This window comes from Nocardia sp. NPDC050630 (genome assembly GCF_044457245.1).
In the GTDB taxonomy this organism is placed as follows: domain Bacteria; phylum Actinomycetota; class Actinomycetes; order Mycobacteriales; family Mycobacteriaceae; genus Nocardia.
In genome coordinates this window covers 143,944-165,082 of sequence record NZ_JBITGN010000003.1, presented here as the reverse complement: position 1 = coordinate 165,082, position 21,139 = coordinate 143,944, and the positions used below count along the sequence as shown (strand labels likewise).

The following is a 21,139-nucleotide window of genomic DNA, read 5'->3' as shown; positions in this document are numbered from 1 at the left end:
ATCCCTCGCCTAGACGTTGCTGTCGGCCATCAGGCGCACGACGTCGTCCAACGACGCGCCGCCCAGAATGGCCGCCACCGGAAGATCGCGGTTCAGTTCGGCCTGCACCCGCTTACGGAAGTCCAACGCCTGCAGTGAATCCAGGCCGAGCGCCACCAGTGGCACCGAGCTGTCGATGGCGCCGAGCCCATCGGCGCCCATCACCTTGCCGAGTTCGATGCGCACCTGATCGGACAGTGAACCGGTGGGCCGTAGCGTGGGGGCTACCACCGGCGCCGCCGTCGGCTCGACGGCCGGAGCAGAGCGCGGCACTCGAGCCAGCACGTTCGTGAGCAACGGACCGAACCCGAGCGCCGAGATGAGGGCATGCACCTGGAACCAATCGGCTGCGGCGACCAGCCGGTTGCCGGGTCGACCGATTTCGGCGTACTCGGACATTCCGACGGCCAGCGCGGCAGCCGCATCCATCGGGACCACTCCGGCCGCGGTCACCCGGTCCAGTCCGACCGCATGCAATGGTCCTTCGAGATCCCAGATGCCCCACTGCACCGCTGTGGCATTCGCGCCCGCCGCGCGCAGTCGCTGGGCGAGGGCATCGAGCATCCGGTTGACGGTGGCGTAGAGGATCTGTCCTCGACCGCCGAACGTCGCGGCCGCCGAGGAACAGATGATGATCCGGCTGGCCTCGGTCATCGGCAGCACACGCAGCAAAAGGTCGGTGCCGACGATCTTGGAGCCGCCCATCTCCCAAACCTTTTCGGCGGTGATGTCGGCGAGTTCGGCGCCGACATAGTTCACCGCCGCATGCACCAGCACGCTCACCGGCCGATCGGCCTGCGCATCGGCGAACCGGCGCACCGCGTGCTCGTCGCTGACATCACATGCGACGACCACGACCTCGACATCGCTGATCTCCCGGATCGAACGCAACCGGGCCGCGTTGGCATCGGTCTGCCCCGAACGGCTCAGCAACGTGATCCGCCGAGCGCCGCGCTCGGCGAAGTGCGCACCGAACCTCAGTCCCAGCGTGCCGGTGCCGCCGACGATGACGACATGGTCGAGCTCATCGGATGCTTCGCCGAGCGCGGAATCCTGGTCCACCTCGAGCCGCTTGGCATACAGACCTCCCGCACGCAACGCCAGTTGCGGTTCGTCCTTGGTGTGCAGGGCTCGCACTATCGCGGCGGCCTGCGCGGGGTCGGCATCGTGCGCGAGGTCCAGATGCCGGAACGCGGTGCCAATGTATTCCATGCCGATGCAGCGGAACCCGGCCGAGATCGCGGCGTGGAACAGGTGTGGCGCGGCATCCTCGGCCACGACGGATTCACCGCCGATGGTCAGCACCCAGCATTCGGTGACGGTCGAGTCGATGGCGGGTAGCCACCGCGACTCATAGAACTCGGCCACCGCACGAAGGGCGGCGGGCCCGTCCATATCGGGGAGTTCCGGCAGCAGTACCACAATGGTGTCGTGGTCGCCGTCGGGTCGATTCGGATCGAAAACCGTGGCATCGCCCCCATGGGCGTACGCCGCGGTGGCCAGCGCCGCCGCCAGTTCGGCGCATCGGCCGGTGGGGTCGACGATCAGCAGCGTGCGCGGCGCGCCGAGTGCACGTCGCTCCAGCCGCACCCAGCTCTCGGCCAGTCGCGTCGGGTACTCCCCCGCACGGTGCGATTCGATGCCCACCGATCGCGGCCGCTGGGTCGGGGTGGCGGATCGGTATGCGGCCCAGAGCCGTTGCGGGTTGAGCACCGTATTCGGGAAATCGCGCAGCGGCAATGGGACAGCGCCGGAATCGGAATCGATGCGCAGCGCGTCCCATGAATAGTTGAGGTCGTGCACCGCGACGGTGGCCACGTTGCGCGTGAACTCCGTCAGCCCGGTCGCGGTGCGCAGCGACGTGCCGAGCACCTGAAGATCGCGCGGCGGCAGCCCCGGACCGGGTGGCACCAGGGTCAGGTTCTCCTGCACCGCCAGTTGCAGCATCGGATGTTCGGACACCTCGATGAAGGTGTCGATGCCGTCGGTAGCCGCCGCCACGATGGCGCGATCGAAACGGACCCGGTTGCGCAGATTCCAGTACCAGTACTCCTCGTGCTGCAGATCCGGCGTGATCGCCGCGCCGAGGGTGGCCCCGTAGCAAGGTATATCGGTCTCGGTGAAGTTCGGATCGCTCATCTCCGCGCCGAGGAAGGCCTCGAACTCCGACCGCAATTCGGCCACGATCGAGGTGTGCGCCGGATAGGCGACCCGGATCTCCCTGGCGAACTGGCCGTTCGCGGTCGCGGTCGCGACCATATCGACAATGGTTTCCCGGTCGCCGGAGATGGCCAGAATGTGTGGCGAGTTGACCACTGACAGCTCGGCCCACCCGGAGTGCCTGGCCAGCAGCGCCTCGCAGGCGTCGCGGTCCATACCGAGGACGGCCATCGAGTAGCCGCGCGGCGAGATCCGCTCGACCAGCCGGGCGCGGTGCGTCACCGCGAGTACCGCATCGCGGCGCGTCATCACACCCGAGACCGCACCGGCCGCCAACTCCCCCTGGCTGTGCCCGATGGTGGCGGCGGGCAGCACACCGGCGGCACGCCACATAGCGGCCAGACCCGCCATATGAAACATCAAGGCGGGCTGCACTTCCCAGACGGCGTCCGCGTATTCGCCCTCGTTCCCGAGCAGATAGTGCAGCGGGCTGACGTGGCCGAAGCGCTCCTGATGGATCTCGGCGCAAGCATCGATCTCGGCACGGTAGGCCGGGGAAACTCGGTAGTACAGTGCGCCCATGCCCGGCCGCTGGCTGCCCTGACCGGGAAAGACCAGCCCGATCCGGCGAGCGGTCGCAGTGCCGTCCGTCGATACCACCGACGGGTGCGCGACATCTCGGGCGACCGCCCGCATCGCGTCGAGTAGTTGCGCATGATCGGTGACCATCGCCAGTGCCCGCCGCCGACGTGCGACCCGCGTGCGAAACAGCATGTCCGCCACGCGATTCGGGGTTACTTCGGGATGCCGCTCCAGATATCCGAGAATCGCCGCAGCCTCACCGCGCAGCCCGTCGGCCGTATCGGAGGACAGCAGCACCGGGACGGTTCCGTCCGGAAGTCGGTATTCAGGCATCGATATCCTCCAGCACGGGCATGGCCAAGATCGCGTGCGCATTGGTGCCCGCGACGCCGAACGAGGAGACGGCACCGTATCGCCCGCCACCGATCGGCTCCCAGGGTTCGAGTTTCGTGGCCAACCGCAGACTGGTGGCCTCCCAATCCACCTCGGTGGTCGGGTTCTCCGCGTAGAGGCTCGGCGCGATCTGACCGTTCAAGCCGCACAGCAGCACCTTGATCAGGCCGAGCACCCCCGACGCGGCCTGTGCGTGGCCGATATTCGACTTCACCGAGCCGAGTCGCGGGCCATCGGTGCCGCGGTCGAGGCCGCCGTAGGACTGTGCGAGAGCAGCCAGCTCGAGCGGGTCGCCGACCGGCGTTCCGGTGCCGTGTCCCTCGATCAGGCCTATGTCATCCGGCCGAACTCCGGCCGCCGCCAGGGTTTTCTCGATCAGCCGCTGCTGTGCCGCCGCACTGGGTACCGCGAGCGGTGCCCCCTTGCCGTTGTGGTTCAACCGGGTGGCGAGCACACGGCCATAGATCCGATGGCCGAGTTCACGTGCGCGCGATTCATGTTCGACGACGACCACTCCCGCGCCCTCACCCCACAAGGTGCCGGTCGCGTCGGCGGCATAGGAGCGGCAGTGTCCGTCGACGGCGAGCGCGTTGTTCTTGGCGAACTCGAAGAATGCCGCGGGCGAACCCATGACACAGACGCCACCGGCCAGCGCCCACTCGCATTCACCGGCGCGCACGGCATTGGCGGCCAGGTGCAATGCGGTCAGCGACGATGCGCACGCGGTATCGGTGGTCAGCGACGGCCCGATCAGTCCGAGACTGTGCGAAATCCGACCCGCCACCGCGCCGAGGGCCGTTCCCGTGGCCCGATATCCGGAGTACTCGGTGACCACACCGGACTGCGGCCCGTACTCATTGATGGACGCACCCATGAAGCAACCGACCTCGGCGCCGTCCAGCGTCCCCGGATTGATGCCCGCATTCTCCAACGCCCGCCAGGCCACCCGCAGCGCGACCCGCTGCTGCGGATCCATCGAAATGGCCTCGCGCGGGGTGATACCGAAGAACATCGGATCGAATTCGGTTGCCGCCGAGAGGAAACCACCGGCATCGGCAACCCGACCCCAACCTTCTGTGCGGTGCAACGCAAGCAACTCCTCGATCGGCCATTCCCGATTGCGCGGGAACGGTCCGATGAGCTCCCGCGATTCGGCCAGCACCGACCAGAAGTCGGGCAGTGTCTCGATACCGCCCGGCGCCTCGACGGCCATTCCGGAGATGACGATCGAGTCCATTTCCGCACTCATCCGACGCGGTCCAGTTCGGGCGCGAGTAGTTCCGCGATACCGGCGGCGTTGTCGTTCAAGTAGAAATGTCCGCCGTCGAAGATGGTGACATCGATTTCCTGTGCGCTGTGCTTGGACCAGCCGTACAGCTCACGCGGCGTAATGAGGTGATCCTCGGCACCGCCGAGTACGTGAATCTTGGCCTGCACCTGGACATCCACCGGGCAGGTATAGGCATCGAAGGCCCGGTAATCGGCCTTCACCACCGGCAGCGCCATCCGCATGACCTCGCGGCTGCCGAGTACATCCGCGCCGGTGCCCTCCAACGCGCCGAGGTGGTCGAGAATCTGCTCGTCCTGGGTCGGATGCGGCGGCAGGTCCACGGCCCGGCCCGGTGAAACAGCGGCGGACGGCGCGAGCAACCGCACTTCGAGTCCGGCCGCCTCGGCATTGCGCACGAGTTCGAAGGCCACCATCGCGCCCATGCTGTGGCCGAAGACCGTCAGCGGCAGGCCGCGATTGCGTTCGGAGCTAAGGAATTCCGCGAACGCACCGGCGGCGAGTTCGGGCAGCGTGGCGAGTGCCGCCTCACGGGCCCGGTCCTGGCGACCCGGGTACTGGAATATCAGGACGGTGAAGTGTTCGCTGAGCACCTTCGAGAATGCGCGGTAGGTTGACGCGCCGCTACCCGCGTGCGGGCAGATCAACAATGGCGGGCACTCGACGGAGCGGGGCTGGTGGAATTGCCGGATCCATCCGAGATTTGCTGGCATTTCTTGACTCCTGCGCTCCCGCCGGACGCCCCGGCGCAATGGTCGCGCCAGGCGTTCAATCGGCGGCGTACAACACCCCCCCGGCTCGCTGCACTGATCTGTGGTTACTTCTGAACGGTCGCCCAATATTAGCGTAGCCTACCCTAACACGTCTAGGCAGGCCCTTCGTGACCTGTGAGATAGCCACCGCGCGTGAAGAATTCCGCGGCCGAATGCTCGGTGCCGTCCGCGGCGCGAATCCGGGTGAGCACCAAGCCGCGATTGCGCCCGCGATGCGCCTCCGGACCGCAAACCACCGCGCCGCCGCCCTCCTGCACGATCACCCGCCCCGGCGTCCCGCCGTAGCGCGCCTCCGAAACCGCCGCCTCGAGCACCTCGATCCGCTCACCGCGGTAGTAGGTGAACGCGCGCGGATACGGCTCGGACAGTGCGCGCACGAAACGCTCCAGATCGACGGCGGACCAGGTCCAGTCGATGCGGCTATCCCGCTCGGAACGCTTGTGGAAGTAGGTTCGCTCGGATTTGCGCTGCGGCTTCCATTGCGCGGTACCGGTTTCCAGGGCCTGCAGCGCTTCTTGCAGCGCACCGGGGATGAGTTCCATACCGCGCACAACCAATTCGGTGCCGGTATCGGTGGGGCCGATGGGCAACACGCGCTGCACCAAAATGTCGCCGGTGTCCAAGCCCTCGTCCATCCGATGCACGGTCAGACCCGTCTCGGATTCACCACTGATCAGCGCCCACAGCACCGGCGAGAAGCCGGTGAACTTCGGCAGCAGCGAATCGTGCAGATTGAGGGTGCCGTGCGGGGGCAGGTTGTAGAGCTCGGCAGGCATCCAGGTGTACCAACTGTTGACCACGATGACATCCGGTTCGGCCCGCTTCACCAGATCGATGGTTTCGGCATCGGCCCGTTCGGTCAGGTGCACCGGGATACCGTGCTCGCGGGCGAGTTCCTCGACCGAATCCGACCAGATTCCCTTGTAGGAATCCGCACTGGCCGGATGGGTGACCGCGAGCACGACCTCGTGCTCGGAATCAATCAATGCCTGAAGGGTGCTGCGGCCCCAGGTCTGGAAGCCGAACGAGACGATGCGCATGAAACCTCACCTAAATGAATGGGGGATATCGGGGCCCGATCAGCCCAGTCGGGCGGTCGCACCTCGCTGCGCACCGACGACCTGACGCGCCGGGGCGGTACGCAATACCCGATCCGAAAGTTCGCCGAGGCAGCTGAGATTCGGGAACCCAGGCCCCTGCGCGATGGCCGCCATATTCGGCAGATAGAGCTTCGCGTCCAGTCCGGAGACCGCCAGGTCATAGTCGATCGCGGCCTCCAGCCTGGCCTGGTTCAGCGGACCGCCGACGGCGAGTTCGAGCAGATCGGCGGCATCGGAATCGAAGAGCTCCAGGAACCACAGCGGCTGCCCGCCGGTCGCGTCGACCACCAGATCGAAGTTGTGCACCTGATCCGGGCGGCGATCGTTGCGCAGCGTCACGGATACGCCGTCGCCCTGGTCGGCGACCCGCACGACCCGCCCTTGCATATGGTGCACGCGGTTGTCGCCGATCACGCTCTCCTGCACGCGCACCGAGAAGACGCCGCGGTCGGTGCGCCGGATGACATCGCGACGCTCGTCCATGCTCAGCGCGTTCCATTTGGTCGGATCGCTGAAGAGCGCATTCTCGAAATAGCTTTCGCCGCGGGTGTAGATGGTGGCCTTGGGCGTGATCACCGAAATGGTCAGCATGTCGTGGCGGACCAACTCGTCCAATGCCGAACCCGCGGTTTCGCCGCCGCCGATCACCGCGACGCGTGAGGAGACCGGCAGCGCGCGTTTGCCTGCCAGGTTCCAGAATTCGGCAATGCTGAGCACCCGCGGGTGTTCGGCCATGGCACGGCCGCTGTGACCCGGACCGGTGATCATCAGTGCGTCCGTGTCGATTTGGGTGGTGACACCGTCGGCGTCGGTTACCGAAACCAGCCAGCCGTCGGCCGCCGCGGCGACCGAATCCACTGTCGCGAGGACCAATTCGAGATCGATCGCGCGGGCAACCCACTGCAGGTATTTGGCCCAGACGTGGTGGTGTGGGCTCGGGCGGCCACGGTCGATCCATTCGGCGTAGGTGCCGTGCTCGACCAGGAACGAGGTCCAGCTGTAGGCCATCATCGCCTCGTCGATGGCCCGGTTGTGCCCGCGCGCCCAGGTCGAGTGGTACGGGAATCCGATGTCCTTCTCCGGACTCGTACCGAGCCGGTGCTGCCCGTCGGTCCAGCCGCCGCTCGGCAGCCAATTGCCGCCGACGGCATGGGCCTCGACGACGATCACCCGTGGGGCCGCGAGCCCCAACTTTCGCAGGACGTGCGCTTTTGCGGCCACCGCAAGGGCTTTCGGCCCTGCTCCGACCACCAATAGTGTGTCCACGGTTCTCCTGCGTTCGATCTCGCGGTAGCCAGGGTCACCTAACTTCCGACTTCACCTTTGCATAGGCTTACCTTATATTGCACTCCAGTGCCAGTCCTCGACCGGCACACTCCCGGCAAATGAACGATTGGATGATCCGATGCTCAGCACCAGAAATAGGCCGGTGGCGCGCCTTGCCGCCGCGGCGTTTTCGCTCACCGCGGCCGCCGCGATCGGCGCATTCGCCACCGTGGCCCCCGCCACCGCCGCGCCCATCGGCGCACCGATGCGGACCGCCACCCCCGGCCTCGGTGAGCTGAAGGCCAAGCTGCAACTGGTGCTGAACACCGGCGCTTCGCGCTCCGCCCGCGCAGCCGAACTCGAGGCGGGCGAGGCCGGTCTGCCCCTGGTCGACCAGGTCGGTGGCGTCATGGCCGCGGCCCCGCCGAGCTTCCGCTGGAATGTCCTCGGCCCGGTCAGTGTCTCCGGCGATCTGCTCACCGCCCAGCTGACCACCGCCATCGACGGCTGGGACCCCTGGTACTTCGACCTGTCCTGGAAGCAGATCGACGGCACCTGGAAGCTGACCCGAGAGGCCGAATGCACCATCGCAAGCGTCGCGATGCTGCCCTGCGACCTGTAATCGCCTGCGCCACGCGCGAGTTGGCCCCGAGGTTGCTCACCGCCTCGGGGCCGCACGGCCATTCGGAGTCGTTTCAAGCCACACCCCGCGACATCAGAGTATGTTTAGGCTAACCTTAGCTGCATGGGTAGAGGCTTCGAAGGGTTGATGCTGAAGGCGTGGCGCGCCGAGGATTACCGGCTCACGGTGACCTCGACCGAGTACATCAGCGACAAATACCTGCGGCTCGGATTCGATGCGGGCGGACTGCTCGCCGATCATCCGGTGCACCCGACGCAATGGGTGCGGCTGTGGATTCCGAATGGTGAGCGCGAGCACCAGCGCGGCTACACGCTGGTCGATCCCGATCCGGATGGGAACAAGTTCTCGATCGAATTCGCGGTACACCATGGCCCCGCCTCGACGTGGGCGCAGCAGGCGTCCGTCGGCGACCAGATCGATGTGTCGGTGCTCGGCTCGGACTTCCAACTGCCCGAACCGCTCCCGAGCGAGTTCGTCATCTTCGGCGATACCGCATCGCTGCCCGCCATCAATTCGCTGCTCGACGCGATCAGCGATATACCCGCCCGGGTCTGGCTGGAATGGCAATACGAATCCGATACCGGGCTCCCGGTCCGCAATAAGCCACACCACGAGGTGAAATGGGTGCAGCGGATCGATAACGGTCGGCTGTTGCGCGAGCAGGCCAATGAAATGCAGTGCCCGAAGGACGCTTTCGCCTGGGTCGCGTGTGACGGCCACACCACGCGCTCGATCGTCAAGGCACTGAAGACCACTCATGGTCTGCCCAAAACCGCGATCAAGTCCCGCGCTTATTGGAAATAGTCACACCGTTCCGTGAAGCGCATCCGGGAACTCGGCGTCCGCCGCGGTAGCGGAAGAGGGCCGCAGTCGATCAGCCAGCAGTCCCTGGAAACGCGGGCACGTCATGATGTCGTCGTACGGGCATTCGCCTTCGAGCATGTCGAGTGCGGCCTGTGCTCGGGCGATCCGTGCCAGCAGCCGCTCGCGATGGCGGACCGTCACCTCGTGGCGCGCCGGTGCGGACCGGGCGGCCAGCATCGTGCGGATGTCGGCGAGCCCGAAGCCCGCCTCCTTCGAGATCAGGATCGCCGCCACCCGGTGCAGGTCCGCGTCGGTGTAGCGACGGCGGTCACCTGCGCGGGCCGGTGTCAGCAGTCCTTCGGCCTCCCAATATCGCAGTACATGTCTCGGCAACCCGAACTGGGCGGCCACCTCACCGATTGACTTCATGTCGACATTAAGTCGCACACAGACGGCCATGTCTACGTTGCTCACTCTGCTCGACGCCTTCGACGACCTACCCCAGGTACGCAACCTGCGAGAACGCACCTACGACGCATTGGGCGACACCGTTGTCGACGTCGGCTGCGGGAGCGGGCGCGCCGTCGGTGAGTTGGCCGCGCGCGGGGTGCGGGCCATCGGCATCGACCTCGACCCGGCCGTGATCGAGATCGCCGGCCAGCGCTGGCCCGCAGGTGAGTTCCATATCGCCGACGCCACCGCGTTGCCCCTCGATGACGGCTCGGTCACCGGCTACCGCGCCGATAAGGTTCTGCACACCCTCGCCGAGCCCGAGCAAGCCGTCGTCGAGGCGCGCCGGGTCCTGGCAGGCAACGGCCGCGCTGTGCTCATCGGCCAAGACTGGGACACCTTCGTCATCGACTCCGACGATCCCGAACTCACCCGCAGGCTGGTCCACGCTCGCGCGGACGCTATGCCCAACCCACGGGTTGCCCGGCGATACCGCAATCTCCTGCTGGACAACGGATTCGTCGACGTTGCCGTCGAGGTCCACACGATCGTGTGGACAGACGCCGCGGCCCTGCCGGTGCTCGCCAGTATCGCGGGAGAAGGTGCCTGGCTCGACGACCAAGCCGCCAGGGCACGCAATGATCGACTGTTCGTCGCCGTCCCGATCTTTTTCGCCTCCGGGACGCGCGCCGGTTGAGTACCGGTTCGCGGTCGTCCGCGAAATGGCCTGCCGCTTCGGGAGCCCTCCAGCCATCACTGAAGCGGCCAACTCACGAATTCTCTAGACCGGCGTGGGCTCCAATCGCCAACCGGCGGCCCGCGACCGCTCGTTCCAGAAGTCGGCATAGCGGCCGCCGAGCGCCAAAAGTTCGGCGTGCGTACCACGTTCGACGATCCGGCCACCATCCAGGAACAGGATCTGGTCGGCATGCGCGATGGTTGCCAGCCGATGCGCGACGACGATTACCGTTTTATCCCTGGTGAGTTCGTGTATCCCGCGCACAACGACCGCCTCGCTGTGCGGATCCAGCGCACTGGTCGCCTCGTCGAGCAGCACGATCGGCGCATCCTCGAGCAGCGCGCGGGCGATCGAAACCCGTTGCCGCTCACCACCGGATAATGTCGCACCGCCCTCGCCGACCGCCGTGTCATAGCCGTCGGGCAGCCGCTCGACGATCTCGTCGACCCTGGCCGCCTCGGCCGCGCGCCACAGTTCGGCGTCGGTGGCGTCGGGGCGGCCGACCCGAATATTGTCCGCAACCGACTGATTGAACAGATACACGTTCTGGAAAACGAGCGAAAGCTGATTCAGCAGTGTCTCCGACGGCTGCTTGCGCACATCGTGCTCGCCGACGATTACGCGTCCAGCCCCAACATCGTAGAACCGCGCGGCGAGCCGCAGCAGCGTCGTCTTGCCCGCTCCGCTCGGCCCGACGATCGCGGTGGTGCTCCCAACAGGCACCTCGAAGCTCAGCTCCGACAGCACCGGTTCACCCGGCCGGTAGCCGAAGCAGACATTGTCGAAGACAACCGACGGCGCACCCGGTGTCACCGACGCCTTCGCCTCGGGCAGTACAGGTTCGGCGAGCAGTCCGGTGACGCGGTCGGCGGCCGCGGCGGCCGACCGCAGCGCATTGCCCAGCTGCGCGGCCTGATTCAGCGGTTCGATGAACCTGGAGCTCACCGCGATGAGGGCGATAGCGGCCGCTGCCGATACAGCGCCGTCGGTAACCCGGCCCACCGCAATATAGACCAGCACCAGGAACACGGCCTGCACGAACAGTGCGAATACGATCAGCCCCGGCACCGACGCGAACATCAATCGGATGATCGCCGAACGTTGTTGTGCCAGGGCCCTATCGAGCGCTCGGTTACCCGGTCCCACCGCGCCGAAGGCGCGCAACACCGGCTGCGCCTGCGCGAATTCGACCACCCGCGAATCGGCTTCGGTCGCCGTCTCGTGCATCCGCGCGTCGGAGCTGGTGTACGCGCGATTGGCCAGTGCATTGACCACGAACAACACCGGCGCGGCGAGCAGCATGGCCAGCGAGATCCGCCAATCGATGAACAGCATGCCGACCGCGACACCGAGCGGAACCACAATGCTGGTCAGCACCTTGGCCAGCAGGTATGCGATCAGGCCCTGGATCTCACGCACATTCTCGACCACGATCCGCGACAGCGGCCCAGCGCTGTGCGTCTCGAACCAGCCGAGCGGCAAGGCATTCAGATGGTCGCCGAGTCTGGACTGCAGCCCGCGCTGCATACCGACGCCGATGCGCAGACCGATTACGGCCTGCAGATATCCGAAAACAACGACCCCGGCGACCGCGACCAACATCCACAGCGCCCAGAACCAGGCGCGGCCGAGCTCGTTGTCGAACAATGCCTCCAGCACCGGCACCAACAGCAGATACGCCACAGCCTGACTCAGCGCCTGAGCGATGATGGCCGCCAACAGTTTCGGCGTCAGGTGGGCGAACTCCACCGGAACCAGCGCGAGCACCTTGCGAATCAACGTGTCACCTCGACATTTTCGACCGACGCGAGCGCGCCGACAGCCGCCTCGTTTATTTCCCAGAGTCGCTGATAGGTACCGCCCGCTTCGCGCAGACCGTGGTGATCCCCCTGTTCGACCAGGGATCCGTTCTCCAGCACCAGGATCCGATCGACACCGGTGATTGTGTGCAGCCGGTGTGCGATCACGAGCACTGTCCGACCCGCGACCAGCACCGCGAGCCCATCCTGAACCGCCGCCTCGGATTCCGGATCGGCGAAGGCGGTCGCTTCATCGAGCACCAGCACCGAAGTATCAGCCAAAAGCGCGCGGGCGATCGAAAGTCGTTGTGCCTCACCGCCCGACAGCGTCGCATCGACGCCGATCTCGGAGTCGTAACCGCGCGGCAGCGCCAGGATGCGATCGTGGATCTGGGCCGCCCGCGCCGCCTGCTCCAGCGCGGCATCATCGGCATCGGGTCGGGCCAGCCGCAGGTTCTCGCGAATGCTGCCGCGGATCAAGCGCACATCCTGGAAGACGAATCCGACGGTGCGATAAAGCTCCTCGGTCGAAAAGTCGCGAATATCGCGGCCCGCAATGGTGATTCGCCCGGCACCGACGTCGTAGAAGCGCGGCAGCAGCTTCGCCAGCGTCGACTTACCCGACCCGCTCGGCCCGACCAGCGCGGTAATGGTACCCGGCCGCAGCTCGAGGTCGATCCCGCGTAGTACCTGGTGACCCGCGCGATATCCGAAACTCACGCCCTCGAACCGCACCACGCCTACCTGCTCCGGATCGGGAGCCGATGTCGATGTCGTCTCGGGCACAGTCAATTCGGGTGTCTGCTGCAGTTCGTGCAGTCGCACAGCGGCCGCACCGGCGGCCCGCAACGCCTGAGAGCCGTACCCTAGACCGAGCAGTGCACTACCCAGGCCGAGGCCGATGAGCAAGAACGGCAATACATCCAGCGGCGCGACCCAATCCAGTCCCACCGCGGCGAGCCCGGCGATCACCACGACCAGCATCACGAATACCGGCATGACCACGATGTCGGACGCCGACTGAATGCGAATGATCGGCATCTTCAACCGTTTCAGGCTGTCGGCTTGGCCGTCCACCGCCTCCTGAAATACCCTGTGCGCCCGGCCCGCTTGCCCGAACGCCCGCACCACCTCGATGCCGTCGACGAATTCGATGGCGGCGTCCTGGGTTCGGCGTTCCCAGCGGGTATAGACGGCCATGCGATCGCGGCCGTCCTGGTCCATCATCCGGCTGAACAACGCCATGTAGGCGATCAGTGGAATCAGCAGTGCCACCGTGAGTCGCCACTCGACGCTGACGAGATAGCCGAGCGTGACCAGCGGCACGGTGAGGGCGCCGACGAACTCGAGCCGCGCATGCGCGACCAGATAGTGCAGCGCCTCGACATCGTCCTGCAGATACTTCTTCACCTCGCCGGAGGACCGTTCACCGAACCAGCCCAGTGGCACCCTGGTCAGCTTGGCCGCCAACAACCTACGCAACGTCAGCTGGTATCCGGCATCGACCAGATGCGACCAGGTCAGCGCAGCCGCCTGCAGCAAGCCCCGCGCGATGAGCACAACCACCGCGATCAGCAGCAGTCGCCACACCCGATCGGTATCCACCTGGTCGGTGAGCAGCTCCCGGCAGGCCGCCACGATCAGCACAAACGGCACGACGGTGCCGACCGAGGCAATGGCCACGATGATGCTTGCGAGCGTCAACGTCGCGCGCACTGGCGCGAGGATCTCCTTGCGGGCCGCGGCTTCCTGCTGCTTTCGCGCCTTCAGCACCGCCTTCGGCGGCCGATTTCCGGTTTCCTCCACCCTCATCTGCCTTCCCTCTCACCGAGCCTCGTGCCGCGACGGCACCCATCTTCACACAAGACGAGCCGAAAAAGTAGGTTAGGCTAACTTATCTAGCGGTCGTTCCAGCCGAGGTCACGCCCGATCAGCGCGAACAGCGTCTCGTTCCGAGGGCGATAGAACTCGCGCAGCCGGGCTCTCGAATCCTGGCTCCGGGAGCTCGAGCGGATCGCGGTTCAAGACGTGATGGCGGACCGGCTCGACGGCGGGCAATCCGAGAAATTCATGAATGCCGCGCACCGCCTCGGAGATATCGGCCAAGAAGTCCTCGACGGTGCGGAGGTAGACAGTGTTCTTGTCGAATTCCCGCCTGCGGCACCGTTTTCACGACGATTCGTGAGGTCGCCAAAAGTACGTGCCGAATCCACGCCGTAGTCGTCCATGGCGCGCCTTCGCGGACGCGGAATCGACTGCGCGTTGTCGGCGTTGCGACAGCCATGACCACTACCGAATCCGATCGCTCCGCCACGCCCGTCATCGACACCGGTACCGCGTTCGGCGCCAGGGTCGCCGCCCGCCTCGAACGTGAGAATGTCATCTGGTTGACCACCGTCGGCCGCAGCGGGACACCACAGCCGAATCCGGTGTGGTTCCAATGGCGCGACGGTGAATTCCTGATCTTCAGCCAGGCCGATAAGTCGAAGCTGCGCAATATCGCCCGCAATCCACGGGTCGCACTGCATCTCAACAGCACCGACACCGGCGGCGACGTAGTGATTCTCACCGGCACCGCGCGCATCGACGAGTCCGGGCCGACACCGGCGGAAGTCGCCGCATTCACCGAGAAATACGCCGAGGGACTCGCATCGATTTCGATGACCGAGGAACAATTCCACGCCGAATATTCGGTCACGGTGCGCGTCACGCCGGATCGGCTGCGCGGATTCTGAGCCCGCCCCGGCTGTGAGCTGGGCATTCATCGCCGACTAAGGTCATCGGTGATGAGAAGGAGGCAGCAGCCGCCGTTGCCCAAGCGGCACGGCCTGGATCCGGCCCGGCTCCGCCTACCGGAGCAGGGCGATTGGGCGACCATTCGCGACCATTTGGTGGACCGGCTGCCTCGCGTCCCCGCGGCGCGCATAGATGAGCTGCTGGATGCGGGCGGGATTGTCGACCTATCCGGTCCGATCGCCCCGGATGCGCCGTATGTGCCGGGTGGCGCGGTCTGGTTCCATCGTGACCTACCCGATGAGACCGAAGTGCCGTTCGATATCCCGATCGTCTACCGCGACGACGATCTGCTCGTCGTCGACAAGCCGCATTTCCTGGCCACGATTCCCCGTGGCCAGCACATCCTGCAGACGGCGTTGGTGCGGCTACGTCGCGAACTCGACCTACCCGATCTGATTCCGGCGCACCGGCTCGACCGCGTCACGGCGGGGCTGGTGCTCTTCGTGGTCGATCCGGCCCGGCGCGGGGCATATCAGACGATGTTCCACAAGCGCACGGTGCGCAAGGAGTACGAGGCCATCGCCCCATTCGATCCGGAGCTGACGCTGCCGCGCACGGTGCGCAGCCGGATCATCAAGGAGAAGCAGGTGCTCGCCGCCAAGGAAGTAGCGGGTGAGCCCAATGCGGAGACCTGGATCGAGTTGCTGGAGCAGCGCGACGGCCTAGGTCGCTATCGGCTGCGGCCACTAACCGGGCGCACCCATCAGCTGCGACTGCATATGAACGGACTCGGCATTCCGATCCTCGGCGACGACTTCTATCCAGTAATCACCGAAAAATCTGTGCACGACTTCACTCGGCCATTGCAGTTGCTGGCCACATCACTCGAATTCACCGACCCGATCAGCGGCGCCCCGCGCCGGTTCGACAGCGCTCGGACACTGCAGGCATGGGCGGATCCGCAAGGGTGGCGGGTCGGTATTAACGCCGACGGTGCGTAACGCGAAACAGGGTACGACCATGTTGATGACGAGAACCCCCGAAGCCGACCACCGCGCACCGCTTGCCGGCATCCGTAGACTGGGCCGGGTGCTTCAACAGGACCTCGACGAAGCGGCACCGCCCCGCCACAAATTGCACGCCTATCTCGACGTGGCCGTTGTGGTGGCCGTCCTGGCCGGCACCAATCTGATCGCCCACTTCACCACCGCATGGGCGAGCATCCTCACCGTTCCGATCGCCGCCGTCGTCCTGCTCGCACTCATGCGCCGACGCGGACTCGGCTGGTCCGAACTCGGACTAGCACCGCGACACTGGCGGCGCAGCACACTCTGGGCACTCGGTGCCGTCGGTCTGGTGCTCGCGGTGGTCGCGATCGGGGCGTTGCTACCGATCACCCGGCCGTTCTTCCTCGCCGACCGCTACGCCACCATCTCCGGCGCACTCATCGCATCGATGATCGTCATCCCGCTGCAGACCGCGATCCCGGAAGAGCTGGCCTTCCGCGGTGTCCTGCACGGCACGCTGGACCGCGTCTACGGCGCCCGCGGTGTCTTCGCGGCGGGCTCGCTGCTTTTCGGCCTCTGGCATATCGCCTCCTCGCTGGGCCTTACCACCAGCAACCGAGGCCTGACCGGGGTCGTCGGCGGCGGTCCGGCGGGCCGGATCATCGGCATCCTGCTGGCCGTCCTCGCCACGGCTGGCGCGGGCGTCGTCTTCACCTGGCTGCGCCGCCGCAGCGGCAGCCTGCTCGCCCCGATCGCGCTGCACTGGTCTGTCAACGGAGCAGGCGCACTGGCGGCCGCGATCGTCTGGCATACGACGCTGACCTGAGCTCGCCGATTGGCGCGGGGATGACCGGGCGGATCCAGCGTGTCGGAGGTTGCGCTCGGCCCGCTCTGAACATCGGCGAGCTCCGATACGTGGGCGATCGATCGTTGGTCGCCGAGTCTGGCGAGGAAGTTTTCCGCGGACAGGATCTCGTGATTCGCGCATTTGTTCGAGTTTCGGGGGTACCGAGCATTGACCTCGAGCGGGTAGCGGTTTAATCTCGGTGCGATCACACATATGTTCGAGCATGTAGGTCTGCGTCGGTATGCACCTGCTCCTGGGAAGGCTCGCGATGCGCGACAAACAGTCGACCGGTAGGTCCGAGATCGCCGCATTGGCCGAGCGGGTCGCGAACGCGCGGGGTCGGTTGCCGCTGCAGGAGGATGCGGCGCTGGTTCAGGCGTTATCGGATGACGAGATCGATGCCGAACAGCAACTCGCGCAGTGGGTTCGGGCACAGCGAAGGGGGCAGCGCAAGCGGGCCGTCCAGGATGAACTCGCGGCGGAGAAGCGGACTCGGCGAACCATGTCCGCCATCCAACGCGCCGACGATGCGGATGCGCGCTGGCATCGGCGGGCGCTCGCGGCGCGGCGGCGGGTCTCGAATCAGGATGCGCGCCTTGCCCAGTTGTACCGCCGGGCCGAATGGTCCTCGCGCGCATTGATCGCTGTCGTCGTGCTCGGCATGGTTTGGGCCGGGGTGAATGTCCAGCACAATCTGGTGCCCAGCGGGAATATGGCAGATCCGCTGTACTGGTTGAGCTATGGCATCGAGGCGATGATCTCGATCCCGATCATCACCATCATGGTGGCCGCGACGACGGCCGCCCGCTGGGGCCGCGAACTCGATCGAGGCAAAGTCGTCTTCTTCGAAACCGCGCTGCTCGGTACGACCATCGCACTCAATGCGGGCCCGCATCTGGCCGCCGGATCCTTCGGTCAGGCCGCCGAATACGCGATCGCCCCGGTTATGGTCGGCGTCGTCATCTGGTTGCACGCCTGGGTTTCCGCACGATACGCCCTGCTCATCGACAGCGTTCCGATGGTCGAGGACGAACCCGACCTGCCGCCGCGACATCGGGTCACCACCGAACGTGGAGCGCCCATCGACCCCTTCCGCGACGAACCCGCCGATCGTCGAGAACTACTCGCCGCCAAGGGTTTCGATCCCCTACTCGACCAGGCAGGTGTCCGCTTCCCGGTCGACATGGATTCCCACGTCGCCGAGGCAGCGATGCGCGCCGCGCAACCCGACACGGTCCCCGTCTCACGCCTCGATTGCACCGAAACCCTGGTGTACCACGCCCAGAGCACCCGCTCGACCAACGGCCGTTTCACCCAACAGATTCCGAGCGAGGACTACCGATCCGGTCACGCCGTGCGTGGGTCGGATTCGATCCACGACACCGCACGCAACGTTGCCGACGCCGATGGCACAAGGCCCGCGCATCCATCGTCCTCTGCCGCGAACCCCTTCGGCGAAAACGCATTTCACGCTGCCGACGTCGATCAGCGCAATACACCTGATGTCACCGCAAACGTCAGTCAACGCTCGCCGCATGCCACCGTGCGTGTCGAGTCAGCGATGGCGCAGGTGAACACTCGCGACACGCACACAGCTGTCGCCCCAACCGTGTCCTCTCCTCAGACTGCTTCTACGGCTGCCGACGAGCACATAGCTACCGGTGCCACCGGATTCGAGCCCGATACCGCGCCTGTGACCGCTGGCACACGCTTCGCGTCACGGACGGCTGCGCCAGGCACCGCCAGCACCAGCGACGAACACACCACCGGATACGAGGCGAACAACGCGTCAAGGACAGCTGCCGATCATCGCGCGACCTTCGCCAGCACGGGCTCCGCACCACGGACCGCCGCGGCGAACGCCGCCAGCACCCGCGACGGACACACGGACATTGCCGCAACCGGATTCGTCGCGCAGAACGCCGCCGATGAGCACACGGCTTTCATTGCCGCAGGCTTCGCCCCTCGGGCCGCTGCACCGAATGCGGCCCGCGCCCGCGATGAGCACACCACTGCCACAAACGGGAATCCCCGGACCGCGGTGGCATCTCCCGGCGAGCAGACAGCTCGCGCTGCCGCAAGTTTCGAGGTCCAGACTGCTGCACCGAGTGCGGCTGACGCCCGCGATGAGCACACCACTGCGACAAACGGGAATCCCCGGACCGCGGTGACTTCTCCCGGCGAGCACACAGCTCTCACTGCCGAAGGTTTCGAGGACCATACTGCTGCACCGAGTGCGGTCAGTACCCGCGATGAACACATCTCCGTTGCCGACATCGGTACCACGTCCGCGACAACTGGTTCCACTCGCGTCGAGACCGCGGGTTCCGAGACAAGCGGCGACAGTGCCCGGACGGCACCTGCGGCCGCTGATCACGCGGCTTTTCCCGTCACAGGCATCGACCTCCGTACTACGACGGCGGCTGATATCGGTGCTTCCGATGAGCGCACGACCCCAGGCACCGCAGCCTTCGAGGGCGATGCCACCACCACGGCTTCCGTTCGCGACGAGCGTCCCACTCGCGACACCAGTGCGACTTCTGTTGTCGGAGAGGTCGAATCGCAGAAGACCTCGGCACGCCACACAGCACAGTCGCAGCTGAGCATCTTCGATACGGCCGCTGTCGAGCCTGCGGTGCAATCCAGTGACGACACCGCCCACACACCACGCGGCCGCGCACAGCCCGACACGAGTCGCGTCACGGTTTCTCACAACGCAACCACAGCGGGCACGGGCACGGGCACGGGCACGGGCACGGAAGCTGATGCTCCCCGGCCCGCGAAGTCAAGCACTCGCGCCGAAACTCCCACGCGCACAGCCCCAGCCGCCGAACCCCAGCGCGCTCCGCGCAGTTCCGGGACATCCACCCCGGCCGAACGAGTGACCCGGGCAATGGAGGGTCACCGCTCGCGCGCGGACAACACCGCAAGCGATCACAAGGATCAGACCGCAGAATCCGAAGCCGAGGGCAGGCAACTCCTTCCGGATGACGCACCTCGTCGCACCACCAGCGAGGTGATCAGCGAAGTCGTGCAATCACTTTCGGCCGAGAACCTGCTGACCGAAAACCTCGGCTCCGAAAGCGACGATGTCGAGGTGTGGTCGGTCGCCCGCGCGATCGCGGGCCGCGGCCTTTCGGTCATCCCCGTCGAACAACTCGCCGAAATCCTCATGCTCGCCGACCAATCTTGGACCCCAACCAGCATCGGCGCGGAAGTCGGCCTCTCCCGCACGGCCATTGCCCAGGTCCTCGAATTCGCCAGACGAGTCCGCCGCCCCTACGCCATCAGCAGCTAGAGCTTGTCTTCCTGCAGGTCAACGGCATCGGATGGTCGCATGGCGGGCTGAGTACCAGATTCATGTCGGGGTCGACGGGCAGGGCCTGCCGCTGCCGCTCGTGGTCACCGGTGGATTGCCAAGGTGACGTGCTGTGCCACGGTTGCCATTTTGCGGACCTGGTAGTGGTCGAGACCGCACCGCTCGTTCGTCAAACCCTCCCCAGCTCACTGATCGAGAATGCGGGTGAGAAAGTCGCGCATGAGGGTTACTACCTCACCGAGATGGGTCTCCAGCAACCAGTGGCCGCCGTCGAGGATGTGCAGTTCGGCGTCGGGGTGGTCGCGGTGGTAGGCCATTGCTGCACCGTCGGGCATGTAGCCGTCGTGGCGGCCCCATACGATCAGCGTCGGTGGCCGGTGCTCGCGCAGGTACGCTTGTTGCTCAGCGAACCATGCCACCGTATGCCGTTGATCGGCGAGCAGATTGACCAGATTGGCGCGGCGCTGTGGGGTATCGGTCACCGTCCAGGCCAGCCGCCACAGGTCGGGGCTGATCCGGTCGACCAGGTCGTCCGGCAATTCCCCGAGGAACTCGTTACGGAATCCGGCCTCACTCACCGCTTCGGCCAGCTCGGCTTTGCCCTGCTCGGTTGGGTTGTTCCAGAACCGTTTCAACGGTGCGTATTTCGGGCCGTGTTGGTCTTCGTAGATGTCGCCGTTCTGCACGATCAGCCCGCGCACGCGTTCCGGCGCCGAGATCGCCAACCGCAGCCCGAACTGAGAACCGTAGTCGTGCAGGTAGATCACATATTCGGACAGCTCGAGCACTTCGGTGAAGCGGCGCAGGAATTCCGAATATCCGTCGAAGGTATACGCAAAATCCTCCGGAGCGTCGCTGTAGCCGAAGCCGGGCAGGTCGGGCGCGAGCGTGCGCCAGCGATCTACCAGCGCGGGCATCAGATTGCGGAACTCGAACGAAGACGACGGGTATCCGTGCGGCAGCAGCACTACCGGCCCGTCGGACGGGCCCGCCTCGCGGTAAAACGTTTCGATGCCGTCGATCGTGATCCAGCGATGCCGGATTGTATCCATTCGGTGCCCCTCCTCAGGTGTAGCTCCGTGCCGAACCATCCCGCGCCCCGACGAGTGGTCTCGTTCTGTTCGCGTACCCCGATCGCGCGCCCACTCACCTTCAGACCGAGGGTGACCTCCGTGCCCGCCAATTCCCTGACGC

Annotated in this window: 16 protein-coding genes; 7 read left to right on the top strand and 9 right to left on the bottom strand. The window is 65.9% G+C overall.

The features are described 5' to 3' along the window. Positions 1–9 precede the first annotated feature (9 nt). From nbtC to ACIBG0_RS10920, 5 genes are all read right to left on the bottom strand, one after another. Entirely contained in the window at positions 10–3,114 is a 3,105-nt protein-coding gene (nbtC, locus tag ACIBG0_RS10940) for a nocobactin polyketide synthase NbtC (protein ID WP_397031441.1), read from the bottom strand. After that, positions 3,107–4,423: a polyketide synthase gene (locus tag ACIBG0_RS10935; RefSeq protein ID WP_397031439.1), complete on the bottom strand. Its 1,317-nt coding sequence runs from the start codon at positions 4,421–4,423 to the stop codon at positions 3,107–3,109. The genes nbtC and ACIBG0_RS10935 overlap by 8 nt, the downstream gene beginning before the upstream one ends. Beyond that, the gene (locus ACIBG0_RS10930; RefSeq protein WP_397031437.1) at positions 4,420–5,175 is read right to left on the bottom strand and encodes a thioesterase II family protein; all 756 of its coding nucleotides are present in this window, start codon (positions 5,173–5,175) and stop codon (positions 4,420–4,422) included. Before ACIBG0_RS10930 ends, ACIBG0_RS10935 begins: the two co-directional genes overlap by 4 nt. A 152-nt stretch (positions 5,176–5,327) precedes the next feature. Next, complete coding sequence (locus ACIBG0_RS10925; RefSeq protein ID WP_397031435.1) at positions 5,328–6,275, bottom strand: methionyl-tRNA formyltransferase; 948 nt, start codon at positions 6,273–6,275, stop codon at positions 5,328–5,330. A 39-nt stretch (positions 6,276–6,314) separates the two neighbouring features. After that, the gene (locus ACIBG0_RS10920; protein WP_397031433.1) at positions 6,315–7,601 is read right to left on the bottom strand and encodes a SidA/IucD/PvdA family monooxygenase; all 1,287 of its coding nucleotides are present in this window, start codon (positions 7,599–7,601) and stop codon (positions 6,315–6,317) included. Positions 7,602–7,740: 139 nt separating this feature from the next. On the opposite strand from ACIBG0_RS10920, the gene ACIBG0_RS10915 reads away from it, so the two are divergent. Next, on the top strand, positions 7,741–8,223 hold the full coding sequence (locus ACIBG0_RS10915; RefSeq protein ID WP_397031431.1) for a hypothetical protein: 483 nt from the start codon (positions 7,741–7,743) through the stop codon (positions 8,221–8,223). A 123-nt stretch (positions 8,224–8,346) separates the two neighbouring features. Further along, positions 8,347–9,048: a siderophore-interacting protein gene (locus tag ACIBG0_RS10910; protein ID WP_397031429.1), complete on the top strand. Its 702-nt coding sequence runs from the start codon at positions 8,347–8,349 to the stop codon at positions 9,046–9,048. On the opposite strand, the gene ACIBG0_RS10905 is transcribed toward ACIBG0_RS10910, so the two are convergent. Next, positions 9,049–9,477 (bottom strand): MerR family transcriptional regulator, encoded by a 429-nt coding sequence (locus ACIBG0_RS10905; RefSeq protein WP_397031427.1) that lies wholly within the window; start codon positions 9,475–9,477, stop codon positions 9,049–9,051. Between the two features lie 28 nt (positions 9,478–9,505). On the opposite strand from ACIBG0_RS10905, the gene ACIBG0_RS10900 reads away from it, so the two are divergent. Then, complete coding sequence (locus ACIBG0_RS10900) at positions 9,506–10,195, top strand: methyltransferase domain-containing protein (RefSeq protein ID WP_397031425.1); 690 nt, start codon at positions 9,506–9,508, stop codon at positions 10,193–10,195. A gap of 84 nt (positions 10,196–10,279) precedes the next feature. Here the strand turns inward: ACIBG0_RS10900 and ACIBG0_RS10895 are convergent, their stop codons facing one another. Further along, complete coding sequence (locus ACIBG0_RS10895) at positions 10,280–12,016, bottom strand: ABC transporter ATP-binding protein (protein WP_397031423.1); 1,737 nt, start codon at positions 12,014–12,016, stop codon at positions 10,280–10,282. Beyond that, positions 12,013–13,848, bottom strand: a complete 1,836-nt coding sequence (locus ACIBG0_RS10890; RefSeq protein ID WP_397031421.1) for an ABC transporter ATP-binding protein — start codon at positions 13,846–13,848, stop codon at positions 12,013–12,015. The genes ACIBG0_RS10895 and ACIBG0_RS10890 overlap by 4 nt, the downstream gene beginning before the upstream one ends. A 470-nt stretch (positions 13,849–14,318) precedes the next feature. Here ACIBG0_RS10890 and ACIBG0_RS10885 point away from each other — a divergent pair, with 470 nt between their 5' ends. The 4 genes from ACIBG0_RS10885 (at position 14,319) to ACIBG0_RS10870 (ending at position 19,924) form a co-directional block, all read left to right on the top strand. After that, positions 14,319–14,771, top strand: coding sequence for a TIGR03667 family PPOX class F420-dependent oxidoreductase (locus ACIBG0_RS10885; RefSeq protein WP_397031419.1), 453 nt, complete (start codon positions 14,319–14,321; stop codon positions 14,769–14,771). A gap of 51 nt (positions 14,772–14,822) precedes the next feature. Beyond that, a complete protein-coding gene (locus tag ACIBG0_RS10880; protein ID WP_397031418.1) occupies positions 14,823–15,773 on the top strand; it encodes an RluA family pseudouridine synthase in 951 nt (316 codons plus the stop codon). 25 nt (positions 15,774–15,798) lie between these two features. Continuing rightward, a complete protein-coding gene (locus tag ACIBG0_RS10875) occupies positions 15,799–16,605 on the top strand; it encodes a lysostaphin resistance A-like protein (RefSeq protein WP_397031416.1) in 807 nt (268 codons plus the stop codon). A gap of 289 nt (positions 16,606–16,894) precedes the next feature. Continuing rightward, positions 16,895–19,924, top strand: coding sequence for a hypothetical protein (locus ACIBG0_RS10870; RefSeq protein WP_397031414.1), 3,030 nt, complete (start codon positions 16,895–16,897; stop codon positions 19,922–19,924). 206 nt (positions 19,925–20,130) lie between these two features. On the opposite strand, the gene ACIBG0_RS10865 is transcribed toward ACIBG0_RS10870, so the two are convergent. After that, positions 20,131–20,997 (bottom strand): alpha/beta fold hydrolase, encoded by an 867-nt coding sequence (locus tag ACIBG0_RS10865; RefSeq protein ID WP_397031412.1) that lies wholly within the window; start codon positions 20,995–20,997, stop codon positions 20,131–20,133. Between the last annotated feature and the right edge of the window lie 142 nt (positions 20,998–21,139).

Bases quoted from the DNA above. Each gene is read 5' to 3' on its own strand.
- nbtC (WP_397031441.1), bottom strand. From the start codon at position 3,114: ATGCCTGAATACCGACTTCCGGACGGAACCGTCCCGGTGCTGCTGTCC.
- ACIBG0_RS10935 (WP_397031439.1), bottom strand. From the start codon at position 4,423: ATGAGTGCGGAAATGGACTCGATCGTCATCTCCGGAATGGCCGTCGAG.
- ACIBG0_RS10930 (WP_397031437.1), bottom strand. From the start codon at position 5,175: ATGCCAGCAAATCTCGGATGGATCCGGCAATTCCACCAGCCCCGCTCC.
- ACIBG0_RS10925 (WP_397031435.1), bottom strand. From the start codon at position 6,275: ATGCGCATCGTCTCGTTCGGCTTCCAGACCTGGGGCCGCAGCACCCTT.
- ACIBG0_RS10915 (WP_397031431.1), top strand. From the start codon at position 7,741: ATGCTCAGCACCAGAAATAGGCCGGTGGCGCGCCTTGCCGCCGCGGCG.
- ACIBG0_RS10910 (WP_397031429.1), top strand. From the start codon at position 8,347: ATGGGTAGAGGCTTCGAAGGGTTGATGCTGAAGGCGTGGCGCGCCGAG.
- ACIBG0_RS10905 (WP_397031427.1), bottom strand. From the start codon at position 9,477: ATGAAGTCAATCGGTGAGGTGGCCGCCCAGTTCGGGTTGCCGAGACAT.
- ACIBG0_RS10900 (WP_397031425.1), top strand. From the start codon at position 9,506: ATGTCTACGTTGCTCACTCTGCTCGACGCCTTCGACGACCTACCCCAG.
- ACIBG0_RS10890 (WP_397031421.1), bottom strand. From the start codon at position 13,848: ATGAGGGTGGAGGAAACCGGAAATCGGCCGCCGAAGGCGGTGCTGAAG.
- ACIBG0_RS10885 (WP_397031419.1), top strand. From the start codon at position 14,319: ATGACCACTACCGAATCCGATCGCTCCGCCACGCCCGTCATCGACACC.
- ACIBG0_RS10880 (WP_397031418.1), top strand. From the start codon at position 14,823: ATGAGAAGGAGGCAGCAGCCGCCGTTGCCCAAGCGGCACGGCCTGGAT.
- ACIBG0_RS10875 (WP_397031416.1), top strand. From the start codon at position 15,799: ATGACGAGAACCCCCGAAGCCGACCACCGCGCACCGCTTGCCGGCATC.
- ACIBG0_RS10870 (WP_397031414.1), top strand. From the start codon at position 16,895: ATGCGCGACAAACAGTCGACCGGTAGGTCCGAGATCGCCGCATTGGCC.
- ACIBG0_RS10865 (WP_397031412.1), bottom strand. From the start codon at position 20,997: ATGGATACAATCCGGCATCGCTGGATCACGATCGACGGCATCGAAACG.